This is a genomic window from Massilia norwichensis (genome assembly GCF_024753245.1).
GTDB classification, from domain to species: domain Bacteria; phylum Pseudomonadota; class Gammaproteobacteria; order Burkholderiales; family Burkholderiaceae_D; genus Telluria; species Telluria norwichensis.
In genome coordinates this window covers 257,830-276,341 of record NZ_JANUGX010000002.1, presented here as the reverse complement: position 1 = coordinate 276,341, position 18,512 = coordinate 257,830, and the positions used below count along the sequence as shown (strand labels likewise).

Genomic DNA, 18,512 nt, shown 5'->3' with positions numbered 1-18,512 from the left:
AGGACTCCCATGTCGCAGATCCGCACCTTCCTAGCCGGCGCCGGCACCATGGCCGCTGCCCTCGCCGCCATCGTCACCCTGAGCGGCGCCAAAAGCCCGCTCCGTCACGAGACCTTTGATGAGATCACCGTCGGCCGCATCAATATCGTCGAGCCGGACGGCACCAAACGCATGATCATCGCCAGCAAGGCACGCTTTCCGGGCGACTTCCAGCAGGGCAAGGAAAGGCCGCGTCCGGACCGGCGCGAGTTTGCCGGCATGCTGTTCATCAACGAGGAAGGGACGGAAAACGGCGGACTGATCCAGAAGGGCAGTGTCGGCGCCGACGGCAAGATCGCGTCCGGCCTGTCGCTGACCTTCGACCGCTTCCGCCAGGACCAGGCCATGCAGCTGATCAACAACGACAGTGCCAGCCACCAGCGGACCGGCATCAGCATCAACGACGTACCGTTCTACCAAGTCACGTCGATGGAGGACATGACGCGCTTCGGCCAGGAGAGCGACAAGCTGCCGGAGGCGCAGCGGGGCGCCTACTGGCAGAAGTTGTCGGACGAAGGACGCCTGATGCAGAACCGCATCTGGCTCGGCAACACCCGCGACAAGGGCTCGGCCCTGCAGCTGAAAGATGCGAGGGGACGCACGCGCATGCTGCTGCTGGTGTCGGCCGACGGCAAGGCCGAGATCCAGATGCTGGACGAGCAGGGCAAGGTCAGCAAGTCGATCACACCTGGCTCGCGGGACTGAACGCCGAAAAAACTTGGGCCCCCGCCTGCGCGGGGGCGACGGTCACTCCCGGGGGCGACGGTCACTCCCGGGGGCGACGGGCTTTCGCGGGAGCGACGGTTTTCGCGCGGCGACCGCTTTACTTGACGATGGTTTCCAGCGCGAACAGATCCGCCGGATTCTCGCGCTGGCGGATCAGGTGGACTTGGTCGCCATCGACCAGCACCTCGGCCGCGCGGCCGCGGGTGTTGTAGTTGGAGGCCATCGTAAAACCGTAGGCGCCGGCCGCCATCATGGCCAGCACGTCGCCCGGTTCGACCGCGAGCTCGCGGTCGCGCGCCAGCCAGTCGCCGGACTCGCAGACCGGGCCGACCAGGTCGTACTTGACGGTGGCGCCGTCGCGCGGCGTGACCGGCTTGACGTCCATCCAGGCCTGGTACAGGGCCGGGCGCGCCATGTCGTTCATGGCGGCGTCGATCACGCAGAAGTTCTTTTCCTCGCCCGGCTTCAGGAATTCCACCGACATCAGCAGCACGCCGGTGTTGCCGACGATCGAGCGGCCCGGTTCGAAGATCACCTTGATCGGCCTGCCCTCGTATTTTTCGGCGCGCCAGGCGTCGATGCGCGCGAACACGCGCGACACGTAATCGCCGATCGGCACGGGGGCATTGTCGCCGGTGCCGTAGTCGATGCCCAGGCCGCCGCCGACGTCGAGGTGGTGCAGAACGATGCCTTCGCTCGCCAGGGTGTCGATCAGTTCGATCAGTTTATCGAGCGCTTCCAGCAGCGGCGCGTCGTCCAGCAGCTGCGAGCCGATGTGGCAGTCGATGCCGACCACGTCCAGGTGCGGCAGCGCGCTAGCTGTGCGGTAGGTGGCGAGGGCATCCGAGAAGGCCACGCCGAACTTGCTGGCTTTCAGGCCGGTCGCGATGTAGGGGTGGGTCTTGGGGTCGACGTTCGGATTCACGCGCAGCGAGATGGGCGCGCGCTTGCCGAGGCGGCCGGCCACTTCGTTGATGCGGTGCAGTTCGGGAATCGATTCGACGTTGAAGCAGAGGATGCCCTTGTTCAGCGCCAGTTCGATCTCGGCCACGGTCTTGCCCACGCCCGAGAAAATCACCTTGCCGGGGTCGCCGCCGGCGGCGATCACGCGCAGCAGTTCGCCGCCCGAGACGATGTCGAAGCCGGCGCCTTCGCGCGCCAGGATGTCGAGGATGGCGAGGTTGGAATTCGCCTTCATCGCATAGCAGACCAGGGCGTCGCGGCCCTTGCTTGGCGCCGCATAGCCGCGGAAGTTCTGCAGCAGCTGGGCCTTCGAATAGACGTAGGTCGGGGTGCCGAATTGTGCGGCGATGGCGGGCAGAGCAACGCCTTCGGCGTGCAGGACGCCGTCTTGGTACGAGAAATGCGACATGATTACTGTTGGGTGGCGGGGAGAGAGGGCGCTTGCGTGTTGTTCGAGTTCGATCCTGCCGGCGGCGTGCTGGTGCCGGCGGCGGGGGCCGGCGGCGACACCGTCGTCACCGGCGTCACGGCTGCCGGGGCGGGCGCGGCCGGCGTCGCCGCGGCGCCGCGCACAGGCGGCTTGGGCATGTAGAGCGGGCCGGGCTGGCCGCAGGCGGACAGCAGGGCGGCGAGGGCAAAGCCGGCGGCCGGGAGCGCAAATGGGGACTTCACGATTAGAATCACGGTTTGATTAGCAGACCTTGGAGTGTAGCATGACCGAAACCGAATTTTTGGACCTGGCCGACGCCACCCTGAACGAGATCGAACTGGCCTTCGATCGCCTGTTCGAGCAGGACGTGGTGGACGTCGAATGCAAGCGCAGCGGCAACGTGCTCGAGATCGAGTTCGTCGAGAACGGTTCGAAAATCATCGTCAACAGCCAGGCCCCGTTGCAGGAGATGTGGGTGGCGGCGCGCGCCGGCGGCTTCCACTACAAGCGCGTGAACGGCGAATGGCGCAATACCCGCGACGACAGCGAACTGTTCGCCTCGCTGTCCGACTACGCCACCCAGCAGGGCGGGGCACCCGTCAAGCTGCGCTGAGTACATGGCGTGGGCACGGAGTGCCCACCCTACGGCAGATGAGGTAGGGTGGGCTCCCCGAGCCCACCTTCTCCGGCAAGCACTGCCAGTAAAGCCTGCATATCCACGGGCTTGACGAAGTGGTGGTCGAAGCCCGCCGCCGCGGTGCGCGCGCGGTCGGCTTCCTGGCCGTAGCCGGTAATCGCGATCAGGGTTGCCGAGGCCATGTGCGGCATCTGCCGCAACTGGCGCGCCAGTTCGTTGCCGTCGATGTCGGGCAGGCCGATGTCGAGCAGGCAGACGTCGGGCGTGTCCGCGCGCACGGCGTCCAGCGCCGCGCGTGCGCTCTGCACCACCGTCACCCGGTAGCCCGCCATTTCCAGATACATGCCGAGCATCTGCCCGGCGTCCTCGTTGTCGTCGACCACCAGCAGGTGCAGCGTCTGCGCCTGTGCCGGCGCCAGTCCATGCGCCGCCGGCGCCGCCTCTCTTGCCGCATCCTCGACGCGCGGCAGGGTGACCGTGAAACGGCTGCCCTTGCCGATGCCTTCGCTGTACGCCGCCACCCGGCCGCCGTGCAGGGCCACCAGGTTGCGCACCAGCGCCAGGCCGATGCCGAGCCCGCCCTGCGAACGGTCGGACGAGCGCTCGGCCTGGGCGAACATGTCGAACACGTGCTCGATCATGTGCGGTGCCATGCCGATGCCGTTGTCGCTGACGACATAGCTGACCGTGTCCTCGTCGGCAAACAGGGCCACGCCGATCTCGCCGCCCTCGGGCGTGTACTTGGCGGCGTTGTTCAGCACGTTGGCGACGATCTGCACCAGGCGCTTCTGGTCGCCGTGCACGAAGGCCGCTTCGCCCGGCATCTGGATCGTCACGCGGTGCCGGCGCGCGTCCACCAGCGGCCGTACCTGCTCGACGGCGGCGGTGACGATCTGGCGCGCGTCGAGTAAAGTTTCGTCCAGCGTGACCAGGCCGCGCGACACCCGCGACAGATCGAGCAGGTCGTCGATCAGGCCCGTCATGTGCTTCACCTGGCGCGAGATGATCTCGCTGGTCTGCTGGATTCGCTCGGGGCCCAGCGAGGGCAGGCGCAGCAGGTCGGAGGCGGCGCGGATCGGCGCCAGCGGATTGCGCAGCTCGTGGCCCAGCATGGCCAGGAATTCGTCCTTGCGCTGGTCGACTTCGCGCATCGCGTACTGGCGGCGGCGTGCGCGCAGCGCCGATTGCGCAGCGCTCACCAGGGTCACGCCCTGCGCCGGCCGCTCCAGCAGCGAAACGTTGCCCAGCTCCAGGTAGCGGTGCTGCAGGCCCGGCGAGGCGGCTTCGCGCCGGCTCATGACCAGCACCGGCAGGTCGGACCAGCCCTGCTGGTGCTCGACGAAGTGGCCGACGGCGCGCAGGAATTCCGGCGTGATCGCTTCGTCGGCGACCAGCAGCGCGCCGGCGCCGCGGCCGAGTTCTTCCATCAGCTGGTCGAGCTGGGCGCAGACGCCGCAGTCGATGCCGGCGCGGCCGAACAGTTCGGCGATCAGGCGCGCATCCTTGCCGACCGGGGCGTGGATCAGGATGCGGTATTCCAGTGCTGCCTCGGGCATCACGCTACGAAGGTCGGGGCGGCCTGGCTCTTGCCGGCTTCCAGGATGGTCGGCACGCCGGTCAGGATGCCCTGGAAATTGCTGAGCACCGGGCCGACCGCGAGGCCGTCGCGCGTGATCTCGAAATGCCGCAGCGTGGTCTCGTGCACGCTGCCGCGTTTCTTGAACACGGAAATCGCCTTCTGCACCGCGCCCTGCGCCTCGAAATAGCGCAGGATCAGCACGTTGTCGGCCATGTAGCTGACATCCATGCCGGTGGACATGGTGTTGCCGACGATGCCCTGCTGGACCCCGACCAGGAAGGTCACCACGCCGCGCTGGCCGAGGTAGGTGAGAATTTCGTGCAGGTGGGTGGTCAGGAAGCCGGCTTCCGGCATCGCGTTCATGTAGCCGTTCAGGCTGTCGATCACGATCACGCGCGCGCCGTGATCGGCGGCGCCGCACACGGCGTGGCTGAATTCGCCCGGCGACATCTCGGCCGGATCGATCTGGTGGACGCTCAACAGGCCGGCCGCATGCGGCGTGCGCAGGTCGATGCCGATGCCGTCGCTGCGGTTCAGCAGGGTGTTGAAGGATTCCTCGAACAGGAAGATGGCGGCGCGCTGGCCGCGGTCCGTCATCGCCTTCACGAACTGCACCGCGACGCTGGACTTGCCGGTGCCGGGCGGTCCGGACACCAGGGTGCTGGAACCTTCTTCGATGCCGCCGCCCAGCAGCATGTCGAGCGCCGGCAGGCCGCTGCCGATCTGGGCGCGGTGCTTCAGTTCGCGTGTTTCTGCCGCGACGATGCGCGGGTAGACCACCAGGCCGCCGGTGTGGATCGAATAATCGTGCGGGCCGCGGCGGAATGCGACCCCGCGGTACTTCAGGATACGCACCAGGCGGCGCTCGGCGCCGTATTCCGAATCCGTGTGCTGCAGCGAGATCACGCAGTGGGCGACGCTGCGCACCTGCTGGTCGCCCTGCACCGAGGTTTTATCGTCGAGCAGGATGGCGGTGCAGGAACGCTTGGCGAAATACTGTTTCAGCGCCAGCACGTGGCGGCGGTAGCGCAGCGGACTGCCCGACAACAGCTGCAGCTCGGACAGCGAATCGAGCACGACCCGGCTCGGATTGAGCTTTTCGACCAGCTTGAGGATCAGGTTGTTGGTTTCGCCGAGTTCGACCTCGGTCGGATGCAGCACCGTGTACTGCTCGCCCGGGGCGAGCAGGCTTTCGTCCGGAATCACCTCCTGCACCGTCACGCCTTCCAGCGACATGCCGTGCGCCTGCGCCACCGCGCGCAATTCGACCTCGGTCTCGGCCAGGGTGATGTACAGCACGGTCTCGCCGCGCGCCGCACCTTCGGCCAGGAACTGCAGCGCCAGCGTGGTCTTGCCGGCGCCGGGGTCGCCTTCGACCAGGTACAGCCTGTCCCTGGTCAGGCCGCCGCCCAGCACGTTATCGAGGCCGGGAATGCCGGTCGAAATGAAGGCCGTGCTGGAGGTGTTCTGGATACTCATGTATGTGCTTCCGTCTAAACCGTCAATTTCGTCAGAATAACTCGTTTCTGACCGCGTCACGCGCTTTTTGCTCCGCCGCGGGCGGCATCGTACCGACGTCGAGCGACTGCACGCCGGTGCCCGGCGGGTTCTCCATGTAGTAGAACTCGTCGCCATACTGCACCAGGCCGGCCGGGGCCGGGCGGTCTTCGACCGGCACGTTCTTCAGTGCTTTCTGCATGAAGCCGATCCAGATCGGCAGGGCCAGGCCGCCGCCGGTCTCGCGGTTGCCGAGGTTGCGCGGCTGGTCGTAGCCGATCCAGGCGATGCCGACCAGGTGCGGCTGGTAGCCGGCGAACCAGGCGTCGATCGAATCGTTGGTGGTGCCGGTCTTGCCGGCGATGTCCGGGCGCTTCAGCACCTGCTGGGCCTTGGCGGCGGTGCCGTAGCGCGCCACGTCGCGCAGCATGCTGTCCATCAGCCAGGCGTTGCGCTCGTCGATCACGCGGTTGGCGTCCACGCCGGCGCGTTCCGGGCGCGCTTCCGACAAAATTTTGCCGTCGGCATCGGTCACCTTCGAGATCAGGTAGGGCATCACGCGGTAGCCGCCGTTGGCGAACACCGAATAGGCGCCGGCCATCTGCAGCGGCGTGGTCGCGCCCGCACCCAGCGCCAGCGTCAGGTAGGGCGGGTTTTTATCGGCGTCGAAGCCGAAGCGGGTCGCGTATTCCTGGCCGTAGCGGGCACCGATCTTGTTCAGGATGCGGATCGAGATCATGTTCTTCGACTTGGTCAGGCCGCGCCGCATCGTCATCGGGCCTTCGTACTTGCCGTCGTAGTTCTTCGGCTGCCAGGGCTGGCCGCCGGTCGAGCCGGCGTCGAACGAGATCGGGGCGTCGTTGATCAGGGTCGCCGGCGAGAAGCCGCGTTCCAGCGAGGCCGAGTAAATGAAAGGCTTGAACGAGGAGCCCGGCTGGCGCCACGCCTGCGTGACGTGGTTGAACTTGTTGCGGTTGAAGTCGAAGCCGCCGACCAGCGCCTGGATCGCGCCATCGTCCGGGTTCACCGCGACGAAGGCCGATTCCACTTCCGGCATCTGGGTAATGCTCCAGCTCGAGCCGCCATCCTGGGTCACGCGGATCACCGCGCCGCGGCGGATGCGGCGGGTCTCGGCGGCCTTCGGCGACAGCCAGCCCTGGGCGAACGCCAGGCCGCTGCCGGAAACCTTGATTTCCTCGCCCGAGGCCAGCACCGCCGTCACCTGCGAGGGCGAGGCCTGCAGCACGATGGCGGCGACGACGTCGTCGGAATCCGGATGCTCGGCCAGCTCGGCCTCGATGGCTTCGTCGGCTTCGCTCTTGTTGGACGGGATCTCGATGTACTTTTCCGGACCGCGGTAGGTGTGGCGGCGTTCGTAGTCCATCACGCCGCGGCGCAGCGCCAGGTAGGCGGCATCCTGGTCGGCCTTGGTGATGGTGGTGAACACGTTCAGGCCGCGCGTGTAGGTGTCTTCCTTGAACTGCTCGTAGACCAGCTGGCGCGCCATCTCGGCCACGTATTCCGCATGCACGCCGAAGGCCGTGCTGTCGGTCTTGATCTTGAGTTCTTCGTTCTTCGCCTGCTCGTACTGGGCGTCGGTGATGTAGCCGAGCTGGTGCATGCGCAGCAGGATGTACTGCTGGCGCTGGCGCGCGCGCTTCGGGTTCACCACCGGATTGTAGGCCGAGGGCGCCTTCGGCAGGCCGGCCAGCATGGCCGCTTCGGCCACGGTGATGTCGCGCAGGTCCTTGCCGAAGTAGATCTGCGCCGCCGACGAGAAGCCGAAGGCGCGCTGGCCCAGGTAGATCTGGTTCATGTAGACCTCGAGGATCTGGTCCTTGGTGAGGTTCTTCTCGATCTTCCAGGCCAGCAGCGCCTCATAGGCCTTGCGCTTGAGTGTCTGTTCCGAGGACAGGAAGAAGTTGCGGGCGACCTGCTGGGTGATGGTCGACGCGCCCTGGCGCGCACCGCCGGTGGCGTTGTGCAGGGCCGCGCGCAGAATGCCCCAGTAATCGACGCCGCCGTGCTCGTAGAAGCCGGTGTCTTCGATCGCCAGCACGGCTTTCTTCATCACGTCCGGGATGTCCTTGAAGTGCACCAGGGTGCGCCGTTCTTCGCCGAATTCCCCGATCAGGACGTTATCGGCGGTGAAGATCCGCAGCGGCATTTTCGGGCGGTAGTCGGTCAGGGTATCCAGGGCGGGCAGGTTGGGGTAGGCCATCGCCAGCGCGAACACGATCACCAGCACGCCGCACACGGCCAGGCCGAACAGGCTGGCGAGCAGGGTGAGAATGATTCGCTTCGGGCTGTGCCTGGAAGACGGCGGAGTCGGCGGGGTCGGCGCCCCGTTCGAAGATGCTTTCATGCGCATGAATGGTTCGCTGTGTTGACCCTATTCATTATAAGGCAGTGCTGTCCTGGAAACACGACTGGTCAAGTCGATAACAGCTGTGTAAATAGCGACAATATCGATCGATCATCGTCGAAAACCAAGTGTCGCATTCACGCTTCGGTCGAAATGTTCCCACTCAGAAATTTCTTGTCTGCACTCATCCTTATTGCTACGATTTGACGCAGTGCCTTGAGCGTATACATAAATAAGACGCGTTAAGTAGCTAATTTTTCTAAACAAATCATTCCCCGACCGGGCGTTCAAATAGCCGTTCCAAGGAACGCGGAAGTAGCAAAGAGGGAGCAACGCTCGTGATCAGTCTAGGTTCCTTGTTCGGACAGTCCAGCCCGCCATTGATCGGGATCGACATCAGTACGTCCGGCGTGCGCCTGGTGGAGCTGGCGGATGCCGGCAAAGGCCAACTGCGGCTGGAACGCTATGCGTCCGAGCCGCTGCCGCGCGGCACCGTGGTTGACGGTAACATCGAAAACATCGAAGCGGTCTCGGACGCCGTGCTGCGCGTCTGGAAAAAGAGCGGCACCAAGATCAAGCATGTCGCGCTCGGCATGCCGCCGGCCGCCGTCATCACCAAGAAAATCATCCTGCCCGCGGGCCTGGCCGAAGACCAGCTCGAAGTGCAGGTCGAATCGGAAGCCAGCCAGTACATCCCGTTCGCGCTGGACGAAGTCAGCCTCGACTTCGACGTCATCGGCGCGGCGCCGAATTCGCCGGAAGACATGGAAGTCATGCTGGCCGCGGCCAGGCGCGAGAAGGTCGAGGACCGCGTTGCGATCCTGGAAGCGGCCGGCCTCACCGCCACCGTGATGGACATCGAATCGTATGCGGCCCGCGCGGCGGCGCAGCGCGCGATCGACGAGAGCGGCGGCGCGGAGGGCCAGATCGTGGCGCTGTTCCAGATCGGCGCCCAGGCCACCCACATCTCGGTGCTGCAGGACGGCGAAACCATCTACGAACGCGAGCAGCCCTTCGGCGGGATCCAGTTAACGCAAGATATCGTGCGCGCCTACGGCCTGTCGTTCGAGGAAGCGGAAGCGCGCAAGAAGGCCGGCGACCTGCCGGACAACTACGCCGCCGACCTGCTCGCGCCCTTCCTGGAAAACGCCGCGCTGGAAGTCACGCGCGCGATCCAGTTCTTCTTCACCTCGACCCCGTACACCCGCATCGACCAGATCTGGCTGGCCGGCGGCTGCGCACTGGTGCCGGGCCTGCTCGACATCATCGCCAGCCGCACCCGCATTTCGAGCGCGGTGATTTCGCCGTTCAAGGGCATGCAGCTGGGCGCCTCGGTGCGCGAACAGCAGCTGCGCAACGAGGCGCCGGCCTACCTGGTCGCCTGCGGCCTGGCACTGCGGAGGTTTGGCTGATGATCCGGATTAACCTGCTTCCCCACCGGGAAGCGAAACGCAAGCAGAAGCAGGCCGCGTTCGCGGCGCTGATGGCGCTCGGCGGCTTGCTGGGCGCGGCCCTGGTGCTGCTGGTGGGCGGCTACAACGCCAGCCAGATCTCGATCCAGAACCAGCGCAACGAAGCGCTCAAGCAGGCCAACGCGGAGCTGGACAAGAAGATCAGCAAGATCGCCAGCCTGAAGAGCGAGATCGAAGCGCTGAAGGCGCGCCAGCAGGCGGTCGAAGACCTGCAGGGCGACCGCAACCAGCCGGTCTACCTGCTCGACGAACTGGTGCGCCAGACGCCGGAAGGGGTCTACCTGAAGAGCTTCAAGCAGGACGGCCAGAAGGTGCTGCTGAACGGCGTCGCGCAATCGCAGGAGCGGGTCGCCGAACTGCTGCGCAACTTGTCGGGCAATTCGCCGTGGCTGGAACGCCCAGACCTGACCGAGGTGCGGGCCGCCACGCTGGCCCAGAGCAAGACCGGACGCAAGGTCGTCGAATTCACGCTGACCGTGTCGATCAAGCGCGCGCGTGAAAAGGAAGAGCTGGCCAAGGAAAGCGCCAAGCCGGGACCGAAAACATGAACATCGATCTGAAACAGCTGGGCGCCGACATCGCGGCCCAGTTCGAAGGCCTGCAGGGGCGCCATCCCGGCCTGTGGCCGCTGGCGCCGCGTCTGCTGTGCGCGGCCGGCGTGATGGCGGCCGTGCTGGTGGCCGGTTATTTCCTGTACTGGAGCGGCCAGTTCGAGGAACAGGAAACCCTGGCGGCGCAGGAGCAGACCCTGCGCGATGCCTACAAGGCCAAGATGGCGCAGGCGATCAACCTGGACGCACTGGAAGCCCAGCAGCAGCAGGTCAACCGCTACGTCGAGCGTCTCGAGAAGCAGTTGCCGAGCAAGGCTGAAATGGCGGCCCTGCTGTCGGACATCAACCAGGCCGGCCTCGGCCGCGGCCTGCAGTTCGAGCTGTTCAGGCCGGGCCAGGTGATCGTCAAGGATTACTATGCCGAGCTGCCGATCGATATCAAGGTCAGCGGCAGCTACCACGACATCGGCGAATTCGCCGCCGACATGGCGAAGATGCCGCGCATCGTCACCCTGAACAACCTTTCGCTCAGCGCCGGCAAGGATGGCGTGCTGGCGCTGGACGCGGTGGCCAAGACCTTCCGCTACCTCGACCAGGAAGAACTGGACCAGCAGGCGCAGGCCCGCAAGAAAAAGAAGAAGGAGGCCAAGTCGTGATCGGGAAGATGACCATGCGCACCGCCGCCTTTGCTTTTCTGACCCTGCTGCTGGCCGGCTGCGGCGACAGCGACGTCAAGGAAGTGCATGCCTGGATGGACCAGGTCAAGCAAGAGACAAGGCCGGCCGTCAAGCCGCTGGCCGAGCCGAAGGATTTCATCCCCTACGCCTACAACGACAGGGAAGCGACGGACCCGTTCAGCCAGAGCAAACTGCTGAACCAGCTGGCGCTCGCGGCGGAAGCCTCGCCGAACCCGAACAAGCCGGACCTGCAGCGCCCGCGCGAACTGCTGGAGAGCTTCCCGCTCGACACCATGCAAATGGTCGGCACCCTGCAGAAGGGCGGCGTGAACTACGCGCTCGTGCAGATCGATCGTTCGGTCTACCAGGTCCGCGCCGGCCAGCGCATCGGCCAGAATTTCGGCCTCGTCACCCGCGTGGGCGACGACGCCATCAATATCCGTGAAGTGGTGCAGGACGCAGCCGGCGAGTGGGTCGAGCGCCTGGCGAAGCTGGAGCTGCAAAACAAGGAGAACCGGAAATGACCCGACTTGGAAGCATCGCCCTCGGACTGGTGCTGGCCTTCGGTGCCAGCAGCGCTTTTGCGCAGACCAACGCGATCGAATCGATCAGCGCCAACCAGCAGGGCAATAACGTCGTCATCCATGTGGCGATGAAGGATGCGCCCAACAAATTGCCGATCGGCTTTTCGATCACGAACCCGGCGCGGATCGCGCTCGACTTCGGCGCCACCGCCAACGGCACCGGCAAGAACGCCCAGGACATCAACCTGGGCGACGTGCGCGGCGTGAACGTGGTGCAGGCCGGCGAGCGCACCCGCCTGGTGCTGAACCTGAAGCGTCCGCTGAACTACGCCACCGCGATCGACGGCAAGTCGGTGGTGCTGACCGTCGAAGGCTCGAGCCCTGCCGCCCAGGCAACGGGCGCCGCCGCCGCCGCGGCACCGGCGCGAGCCGTGGCCGCAGGCGCGCGCTCTCTTCAGGCCCTGCGCGACCTCGACTTCCGCCGCGGCGCCAACGGCGAGGGCCGCATCGTGGTCGACCTGCCGAACAGCCAGGTCCCGGTCGACGTGCGCCAGTCGGGCAACCAGATCCATGTCGACTTCCTGCGCACCGCGCTGCCGCCGACGCTGCGCCGCCGCCTCGACGTGACCGATTTCGGCACCCCGGTGACCCGCGTCACCACCACGCCGCAGGGCGAGAACGTGCGCATGACCATCGACGCCCAGGGCAACTGGGAACAGAGCGTGTACCAGAGCGACACCCAGCTGGTCATCGACGTCAAGCCGGTCAAGGAAGACCCGAACCGCCTGGCCCAGGGCCCGCAGGGCTACAAGGGCGAGAAGATCTCGTTCAACTTCCAGAACGTCGAAGTGCGCGCCGCGCTGCAGGCGGTGGCCGACATCTCGGGCCTGAACATCATCGCCAGCGACTCCGTCAGCGGCAGCCTGACCCTGCAACTGAAGCAGGTGCCGTGGGATCAGGCGCTCGACGTGATCATGCAGGCCAAGGGCCTCGACATGCGCAAGAACGGCAACGTGATGTGGATCGCGCCGAAGGAAGAACTGCTGACCAAGGAAAAGCTGGAGCTCGAGCAGAAGGCGCAGATCGCCGACCTCGAGCCGCTGCGCTCCGAAGTCTTCCAGCTGAACTACCAGAAGGCCGATGCCTTCCGCACCGTGTTCGGCCTGGACCAGGGCGGCGGCGACGGCCGCAACCGCGTGCTGTCCAAGCGCGGCAGCGCCACCATCGACCCGCGCACCAACCAGGTGTTCGTGACCGACATCGCCGCCAAGCTCGAAGCCGTGCGCCAGCTGATCCAGAAGGTCGACATCCCGACCAAGCAGGTGCTGGTCGAGGCGCGCCTGGTCGAAGCCAACGATGGCTTCTCGCGCAACCTCGGCGCCAAGCTGGGCTTCGCCGACATGCGCGGCATCCGCGGCGGCGACGCCGGCTACCAGGTCAACGGCAACCAGCGCGTGGCGATCGGCGGCAACATCAATGGCGTCGGCCAGGCCACCGGCCAGCTCGAGCTGAGCGGCGATTCCTACAACAACACCCAGCTGGTCAACCTGCCGGCGGCCGGCATCAACGGCACCAACGCCCCGAGCATCGCCTTCTCGCTGTTCTCGGCGGCCGCCAACCGCTTCCTGAACCTGGAACTGTCGGCGCTCGAAGCCGACGGCAAGGGCAAGATCATCTCCAGCCCGCGCGTGGTCACCGAAGACAACGTGGTGGCCGTGATCGAGCAGGGTGTCGAACTGCCCTACCAGCAGGCCACCAGCAGCGGCGCGACCTCGGTCACCTTCAAGAAGGCCAACCTGCGCCTGGAAGTGACCCCGCAGGTCACGCCGGACGGCAACGTGGTGCTGGACGTGGACGTCAACAAGGATTCGCGCGGCGAGAACACCAACGCCGGCTTCGCCATCAACACCCAGCACGTGAAGACCAAGGTGATGGTCGAGAACGGCGGTACCGTGGTGCTGGGCGGGATCTATCAGCAGACCGAGACCTCGGACGAATCCAAGGTCCCGCTGATGGGCGACCTGCCGGTGGTCGGCCACCTGTTCAAATCCACCGCACGCTCGACCTCGAAGACCGAGCTGCTGGTGTTCATCACCCCGAAGATCGTGACCGACCGACTGCAGAACGCGGCGCGCTGATCCGATCCACATAACCGACAAGAAAAAAGGCAGACATGAGCAATACCACTTTCAAGCGCTACGGCGCGCCCGCGGCCACCGCGCTCGTGATGGCGCTGGTACTGGCCGCATGCGGCGGCGGCGGCGGCAATCCCGGCGCGGTCGGCGGCACGGGCAGCGGTTCCACCGGCAATGGCGGCACCGGTACCGGTACCGGCGGCACCACCGTCACCGCGAGCCCGACCGTGACCCTGAGCTTCGCCAACGCCAGCGGCGCCAGCACCAACGCGCTGACCGGTGCGACCCCTCTGACGGTCAAGGCGACCGTGCTCGACGCCAGCAAGAAGCCGGTACCGAACGCCATCGTCACCTTCGCGACCGACAACGCGCTGGCGGTATTCTCGCCCACGGCGGGCACCGCGCTGACCGACGTGAATGGCGTGGCCAGCGTCACCATGCGCGCCGCCAGCATCGCCTCGGGCGGGGCCGGCACGGTCACCGCCACCAGCAACGTGGCCGGCACCACCATCACCGGCACCTCCAACTATTCGGTCGGCGCCACCGCCCTGAGCTTCAGCACGCTGAGCGCGGCCTCGACCTCGATCCAGGCCTACGAATCGACCGAGCTGTCGGTCAACGTGCTGAGCGGATCGAGCCTGTACACCGAACAGCCGATCAACGTGACCTTCAAGTCGGTCTGCGCCGACAAGGGGAGCGCGACACTGGCCACCACCGTGGCGACCAACAACGGCATCGCCAAGACTGTGTACCGCGACAAGGGCTGCGGCACGAACGACCTGATCACCGTGTCGGCCGACGGCATCGCCAAGCCGGCCACCGTGACGCTGGCGATCGCGCCGCCGCGCGCCGCGTCGGTGCAGTTCGCGTCGGCGACGCCGGTCAACCAGTCGCTGGTCATCCAGGGTAAAGGCGGCATCGGCCGCACCGAAACCGCGGTCCTGACCTTCAAGGTCGTCGACATCTTCGGCAACCCGCTGCCTGGCCAGAAGGTCGAATTCCGCCGCTATCCGGCGAACGCCGACGTGACCGTCAACAAGACCACGGATACCACCGATGCCAGCGGCAACGTCGTGACCACCGTGAATTCGGGCGCGACCGCCACCACCTTCAAGGTGCAGGCCCTGCTGCCGAACACCGCGGCCAACGGCAACCCGGATATCTCGACCATGTCGGACTCGATCGTCGTGACCACCGGCCAGCCGGTGCAGCGCGCGTTCTCGATCGCGACCGACAAATTCAACGTCGAAGGCCTGAATGTCCAGAGCTCGCCGAGCAACCCAGCGGCGACGATCTCGGTCAGCCTGGGCGACGCTTTCCTGAACCCGGTGCCGGACGGTACGCCGGTGGTATTCCAGACCAACATGGGCCTGATCGGTACGTCGGACAAGGGCGGCTGCAGCACCGTCAACGGCACCTGCTCGGTGCCGCTGCGCGCCCAGGCACCGTCGGTCGCGACGCCGGGTCTGCCGGCCACGCCCTGCAACGCCACCACGCCCGACAATACCCGTCCGGGCCTGGTGACGGTCTGCGCCAGCACCACCGACGGCACCAACTTCCTGTCCGCCCGCACCGCGGTCTTCTTCAGTGGCGGTACGGCCGATAACACCTTCCTGAACGGTGCCAGGGTCTCGTTCAACGCCGCGGCGCCGAACGACCTGGGGTCCATCAGCGCCAGCAACACCAAGGTGTTCCAGCTGCAGTTCAACGACGTGAACTTCAACCCGCTGCCGGCAGGCAGCACGGTGGCCATCACCAGTATGCTGAACGGTAACGCGGCAGCGGTGGCACCGGCCACGGTGCCGAACATCGCGCCGCACAACGCCAGCAACGTGGACGACCCGACCGGTACGCTCATCAGCGGCAACCAGGGCTCGATCCATACTTTCAGCGTGTCGAGCACGACGCCGACGAATTGCACGACCACCGTGCAGTCCTCGTTCAACGTCACCGTGACCACGCCGGCACCGTACAATTCGGTAACGACCATTCCGTTTAAACTCACGTTCACCTGCCCGTAATACAATGCAGCAGAACCGGTAGCAAAAAACGAAACACGCGGCGGCCAGGTCATCCTGGCCGTTTGCATTTTGAGCGATAGCGAATAGTGCCTCACTGCAAGAATAACAACATCTTCCTTGTCGGCCTGATGGGCGCGGGCAAGACCACGATCGGGCGCATGCTGGCGCGCCGGCTGGGCATGCATTTCGCCGATTCCGACCACGAGATCGAGGCCCGCACCGGCGCCTCGGTTCCCTGGATCTTCGAGATCGAGGGCGAGCCCAGCTTCCGCCGGCGCGAAGCCGACATGATCCGCGAGCTGACCGCCGGCAGCGGCCTGGTGCTGGCCACCGGCGGCGGCGCCGTGCTCAATCCCGACAGCCGGCGCCTGCTGGCCGAGCGCGGCACCGTGATCTACCTGCGCGCCAGCGTCAACAGCATCCTGGCGCGCACCTCGCACGACAAGAACCGTCCGCTGCTGCAGACCGCCGATCCGCGCAAGAAGCTCGAGGACCTGACCGCGCAGCGCGAGCCGCTGTACCGCGAGATCGCCGACCTCGTCATCGATACCGGCCGGCCTAACGTACAATCGATGGTCCAGACAATACTGGACCAGCTGGCCGCGATGGACGCGGGACGCCAGCGGTCCAAGGCACGAGCGAACATGAACGAACAGGCATGCATCTCCCTTAACGTCGATCTCGGCGAACGCAGCTATCCGATCCTGATCGGGCGCGGGCTGCTGGACGACGGCGCGCTCCTGAACCGCCACATCGGCGGCGGCAGCGGAAAAGTCGCGGTCGTCACCAACACCACGGTGGCGCCGCTGTACCTGGAAAAGGTGACGGCGCCCTTGCGCGCGGCCGGGCGCGAGGTGGTCACCATCGTGCTGCAGGACGGCGAAGAGCACAAGAACTGGCAGAGCCTGAACCTGGTGTTCGACGCCCTGCTGGCCAACAAGTGCGATCGCAAGACCACCCTGGTGGCCCTGGGCGGCGGCGTGATCGGCGACCTGACCGGCTTTGCGGCCGCCAGCTACATGCGCGGCGTGCCCTTCGTGCAGATCCCGACCACGCTGCTGTCGCAGGTCGATTCCTCGGTGGGCGGCAAGACCGGCATCAACCACCCGCTCGGCAAGAACATGATCGGCGCGTTTTATCAGCCGCGCGCCGTGATCGCCGATACCGCGACCCTCGACACGCTGCCGGACCGCGAGCTGTCGGCCGGCCTGGCCGAGGTGATCAAGCACGGCGCGATCCTCGACCTGTCCTTCTTCGACTGGATCGAGGCGAACATCGGCAAACTGGTGGCGCGCGACCATGCCGCGCTGGCGCATGCGATCCTGCGCTCCTGCGAGATCAAGGCCGACGTGGTGCGGCGCGACGAGCGCGAAGGCGGCCTGCGCGCGGTGCTGAACTTCGGCCACACCTTCGGTCACGCGATCGAGAATGGCCTGGGCTACGGCGAATGGCTGCACGGCGAGGCGGTCGGCTGCGGCATGGTGATGGCGGCGGATCTGTCGCATCGTCTGGGCCTGCTGGACGCCGACGGCGCGCTGCGCGTGCGGCGCCTGGTGAAGGCGGCCGGGCTGCCGGTGGAAGCGCCGGACCTGGGCGTCGAGCGCTGGATCGAGCTGATGGAAGTCGACAAGAAGAACGAGGGCGGGGCGATCAAGTTCATCCTTTTGAAACCCCTGGGCAGCCCGAGCATCACCGGCGCCCCGCAGGACCAGTTGCTGGCGACGCTGGAGGCGAACGTGACGAGGAGCCGGGGATGATCGATTTCGACGCCCATCTGGCCCCGTATGCGGCGCACTCGTCGAAGTCGCGTGGGCGTCGTCATCCGGAACCGGCGGCCGGCTCGCGCAGCGAGTTCCAGCGCGACCGCGACCGCATCATCCACTCTACGGCCTTCCGCCGGCTCGAGTATAAAACCCAGGTCTTCCTGAACCACGAGGGCGACCTGTTCCGCACCCGTCTGACGCACTCGATCGAGGTCGCGCAGATCGCGCGTACGCTGGCGCGCAGCCTGCGCCTGAACGAAGACCTGGTGGAAGCGGTGTCGCTGGCCCACGATCTCGGCCACACGCCCTTCGGCCACGTCGGCCAGGACGTGCTGAACGAATGCATGAAGGACCACGGCGGCTTCGAGCACAACCTGCAAAGCCTGCGCGTGGTCGACCATCTCGAAGAGCACTACGGCGCCTTCGACGGCCTCAATCTGACCTTCGAGACGCGCGAAGGCATCCTGAAGCACTGCTCGCTGACCAACGCGCGCCAGCTCGGGGACCTCGGTCAGCGCTTCATCGACAAGAAGCAGCCCAGCCTGGAAGCGCAACTGGCGAACCTGGCCGACGAGATCGCGTACAACAACCACGACATCGACGACGGCCTGCGCTCCGGCCTGCTCAGCATGAAGCAGATGGAAGAAGTCGAGCTGTTCGCGCGCCTGCACCATCAGGTCGTGCAGCAGTACCCGGGACTGCCGGGCCGGCGCGAGCTGTACGAAACGATCCGCCTGATGATCACGGCGATGACGGCCGACCTGGTCGAGGAGTCGTGCCGGCTATTGAAGGAAGCCGCGCCGCAAAGCATCGAAGACGTGCGCAATGGCCCGCCGCTGATCCGGTTCTCGACGAAGATGCGCGAAGAGACCACGGCGTTAAAACGCTTCCTGTACGCGAACCTGTACCGCCACTACAAGGTGAACCGCATGCGCGTAAAAGCCAGCCGCATCGTGCGCGAGCTGTTCGACGCTTTCATGACCGACCCGGTGCTGCTGCCCTTCGATTACCAGGTCGCGTCGGGCGACACCATGAAGCAGGCGCGCAAGATCGCGGACTACATCGCCGGGATGACGGACCGCTATGCGATCCGCGAGCACAAGCGAATCTTCTCTTTGGATGAACTTTAATCA

Annotated in this window: 15 protein-coding genes; 10 read left to right on the top strand and 5 right to left on the bottom strand. The window is 66.0% G+C overall.

Annotated features, from left to right (window positions below; genetic code table 11):
- Positions 1 to 9 precede the first annotated feature (9 nt).
- Complete coding sequence (locus tag NX782_RS02995) at positions 10 to 744, top strand: hypothetical protein (protein WP_258844010.1); 735 nt, start codon at positions 10 to 12, stop codon at positions 742 to 744.
- Between the two features lie 118 nt (positions 745 to 862).
- On the opposite strand, the gene lysA is transcribed toward NX782_RS02995, so the two are convergent.
- Both lysA and lptM read right to left on the bottom strand, forming a co-directional pair.
- Positions 863 to 2,137: a diaminopimelate decarboxylase gene (gene lysA, locus NX782_RS02990; protein WP_258844009.1), complete on the bottom strand. Its 1,275-nt coding sequence runs from the start codon at positions 2,135 to 2,137 to the stop codon at positions 863 to 865.
- A gap of 2 nt (positions 2,138 to 2,139) precedes the next feature.
- Positions 2,140 to 2,400, bottom strand: a complete 261-nt coding sequence (lptM, locus tag NX782_RS02985; protein ID WP_258844008.1) for an LPS translocon maturation chaperone LptM — start codon at positions 2,398 to 2,400, stop codon at positions 2,140 to 2,142.
- Between the two features lie 41 nt (positions 2,401 to 2,441).
- Here lptM and cyaY point away from each other — a divergent pair, with 41 nt between their 5' ends.
- Positions 2,442 to 2,771 (top strand): iron donor protein CyaY, encoded by a 330-nt coding sequence (gene cyaY / locus NX782_RS02980; RefSeq protein WP_258844007.1) that lies wholly within the window; start codon positions 2,442 to 2,444, stop codon positions 2,769 to 2,771.
- A gap of 29 nt (positions 2,772 to 2,800) precedes the next feature.
- Here the strand turns inward: cyaY and NX782_RS02975 are convergent, their stop codons facing one another.
- From NX782_RS02975 to NX782_RS02965, 3 genes are read right to left on the bottom strand one after another with little or no spacing between them, the layout of a single operon-like run.
- The gene (locus tag NX782_RS02975) at positions 2,801 to 4,351 is read right to left on the bottom strand and encodes a hybrid sensor histidine kinase/response regulator (RefSeq protein WP_258844006.1); all 1,551 of its coding nucleotides are present in this window, start codon (positions 4,349 to 4,351) and stop codon (positions 2,801 to 2,803) included.
- Complete coding sequence (locus tag NX782_RS02970; protein ID WP_258844005.1) at positions 4,351 to 5,853, bottom strand: ATPase domain-containing protein; 1,503 nt, start codon at positions 5,851 to 5,853, stop codon at positions 4,351 to 4,353. Before NX782_RS02970 ends, NX782_RS02975 begins: the two co-directional genes overlap by 1 nt.
- Before the next feature lie 31 nt (positions 5,854 to 5,884).
- Complete coding sequence (locus NX782_RS02965; RefSeq protein WP_258844004.1) at positions 5,885 to 8,236, bottom strand: penicillin-binding protein 1A; 2,352 nt, start codon at positions 8,234 to 8,236, stop codon at positions 5,885 to 5,887.
- A 338-nt stretch (positions 8,237 to 8,574) separates the two neighbouring features.
- Here NX782_RS02965 and NX782_RS02960 point away from each other — a divergent pair, with 338 nt between their 5' ends.
- The 8 genes from NX782_RS02960 (at position 8,575) to NX782_RS02925 (ending at position 18,509) form a co-directional block, all read left to right on the top strand.
- Positions 8,575 to 9,648 (top strand): pilus assembly protein PilM, encoded by a 1,074-nt coding sequence (locus NX782_RS02960; RefSeq protein ID WP_258844003.1) that lies wholly within the window; start codon positions 8,575 to 8,577, stop codon positions 9,646 to 9,648.
- Complete coding sequence (locus tag NX782_RS02955) at positions 9,648 to 10,256, top strand: PilN domain-containing protein (protein ID WP_258844002.1); 609 nt, start codon at positions 9,648 to 9,650, stop codon at positions 10,254 to 10,256. The genes NX782_RS02960 and NX782_RS02955 overlap by 1 nt, the downstream gene beginning before the upstream one ends.
- Positions 10,253 to 10,915, top strand: a complete 663-nt coding sequence (locus NX782_RS02950) for a type IV pilus inner membrane component PilO (protein WP_258844001.1) — start codon at positions 10,253 to 10,255, stop codon at positions 10,913 to 10,915. The genes NX782_RS02955 and NX782_RS02950 overlap by 4 nt, the downstream gene beginning before the upstream one ends.
- On the top strand, positions 10,912 to 11,460 hold the full coding sequence (locus NX782_RS02945) for a pilus assembly protein PilP (protein ID WP_370661753.1): 549 nt from the start codon (positions 10,912 to 10,914) through the stop codon (positions 11,458 to 11,460). The genes NX782_RS02950 and NX782_RS02945 overlap by 4 nt, the downstream gene beginning before the upstream one ends.
- Positions 11,457 to 13,598: a type IV pilus secretin PilQ gene (locus tag NX782_RS02940; protein WP_258844000.1), complete on the top strand. Its 2,142-nt coding sequence runs from the start codon at positions 11,457 to 11,459 to the stop codon at positions 13,596 to 13,598. The genes NX782_RS02945 and NX782_RS02940 overlap by 4 nt, the downstream gene beginning before the upstream one ends.
- A gap of 35 nt (positions 13,599 to 13,633) precedes the next feature.
- Complete coding sequence (locus tag NX782_RS26335) at positions 13,634 to 15,616, top strand: Ig-like domain-containing protein (protein ID WP_308632786.1); 1,983 nt, start codon at positions 13,634 to 13,636, stop codon at positions 15,614 to 15,616.
- An 86-nt stretch (positions 15,617 to 15,702) separates the two neighbouring features.
- On the top strand, positions 15,703 to 17,373 hold the full coding sequence (gene aroKB, locus NX782_RS02930; RefSeq protein ID WP_258843999.1) for a bifunctional shikimate kinase/3-dehydroquinate synthase AroKB: 1,671 nt from the start codon (positions 15,703 to 15,705) through the stop codon (positions 17,371 to 17,373).
- Positions 17,370 to 18,509, top strand: a complete 1,140-nt coding sequence (locus tag NX782_RS02925; RefSeq protein ID WP_258843998.1) for a deoxyguanosinetriphosphate triphosphohydrolase — start codon at positions 17,370 to 17,372, stop codon at positions 18,507 to 18,509. The genes aroKB and NX782_RS02925 overlap by 4 nt, the downstream gene beginning before the upstream one ends.
- The last annotated feature ends 3 nt before the right edge of the window (positions 18,510 to 18,512 follow it).

Excerpts from the sequence above, each read along its gene's own strand:
- NX782_RS02975 (WP_258844006.1), bottom strand. The coding sequence starts at position 4,351 with ATGCCCGAGGCAGCACTGGAATACCGCATCCTGATCCACGCCCCGGTC.
- NX782_RS02995 (WP_258844010.1), top strand. The coding sequence starts at position 10 with ATGTCGCAGATCCGCACCTTCCTAGCCGGCGCCGGCACCATGGCCGCT.
- NX782_RS02970 (WP_258844005.1), bottom strand. The coding sequence starts at position 5,853 with ATGAGTATCCAGAACACCTCCAGCACGGCCTTCATTTCGACCGGCATT.
- NX782_RS02925 (WP_258843998.1), top strand. The coding sequence starts at position 17,370 with ATGATCGATTTCGACGCCCATCTGGCCCCGTATGCGGCGCACTCGTCG.
- NX782_RS02950 (WP_258844001.1), top strand. The coding sequence starts at position 10,253 with ATGAACATCGATCTGAAACAGCTGGGCGCCGACATCGCGGCCCAGTTC.
- NX782_RS02965 (WP_258844004.1), bottom strand. The coding sequence starts at position 8,236 with ATGAAAGCATCTTCGAACGGGGCGCCGACCCCGCCGACTCCGCCGTCT.
- NX782_RS02955 (WP_258844002.1), top strand. The coding sequence starts at position 9,648 with ATGATCCGGATTAACCTGCTTCCCCACCGGGAAGCGAAACGCAAGCAG.
- lysA (WP_258844009.1), bottom strand. The coding sequence starts at position 2,137 with ATGTCGCATTTCTCGTACCAAGACGGCGTCCTGCACGCCGAAGGCGTT.
- NX782_RS02940 (WP_258844000.1), top strand. The coding sequence starts at position 11,457 with ATGACCCGACTTGGAAGCATCGCCCTCGGACTGGTGCTGGCCTTCGGT.
- cyaY (WP_258844007.1), top strand. The coding sequence starts at position 2,442 with ATGACCGAAACCGAATTTTTGGACCTGGCCGACGCCACCCTGAACGAG.
- NX782_RS26335 (WP_308632786.1), top strand. The coding sequence starts at position 13,634 with ATGAGCAATACCACTTTCAAGCGCTACGGCGCGCCCGCGGCCACCGCG.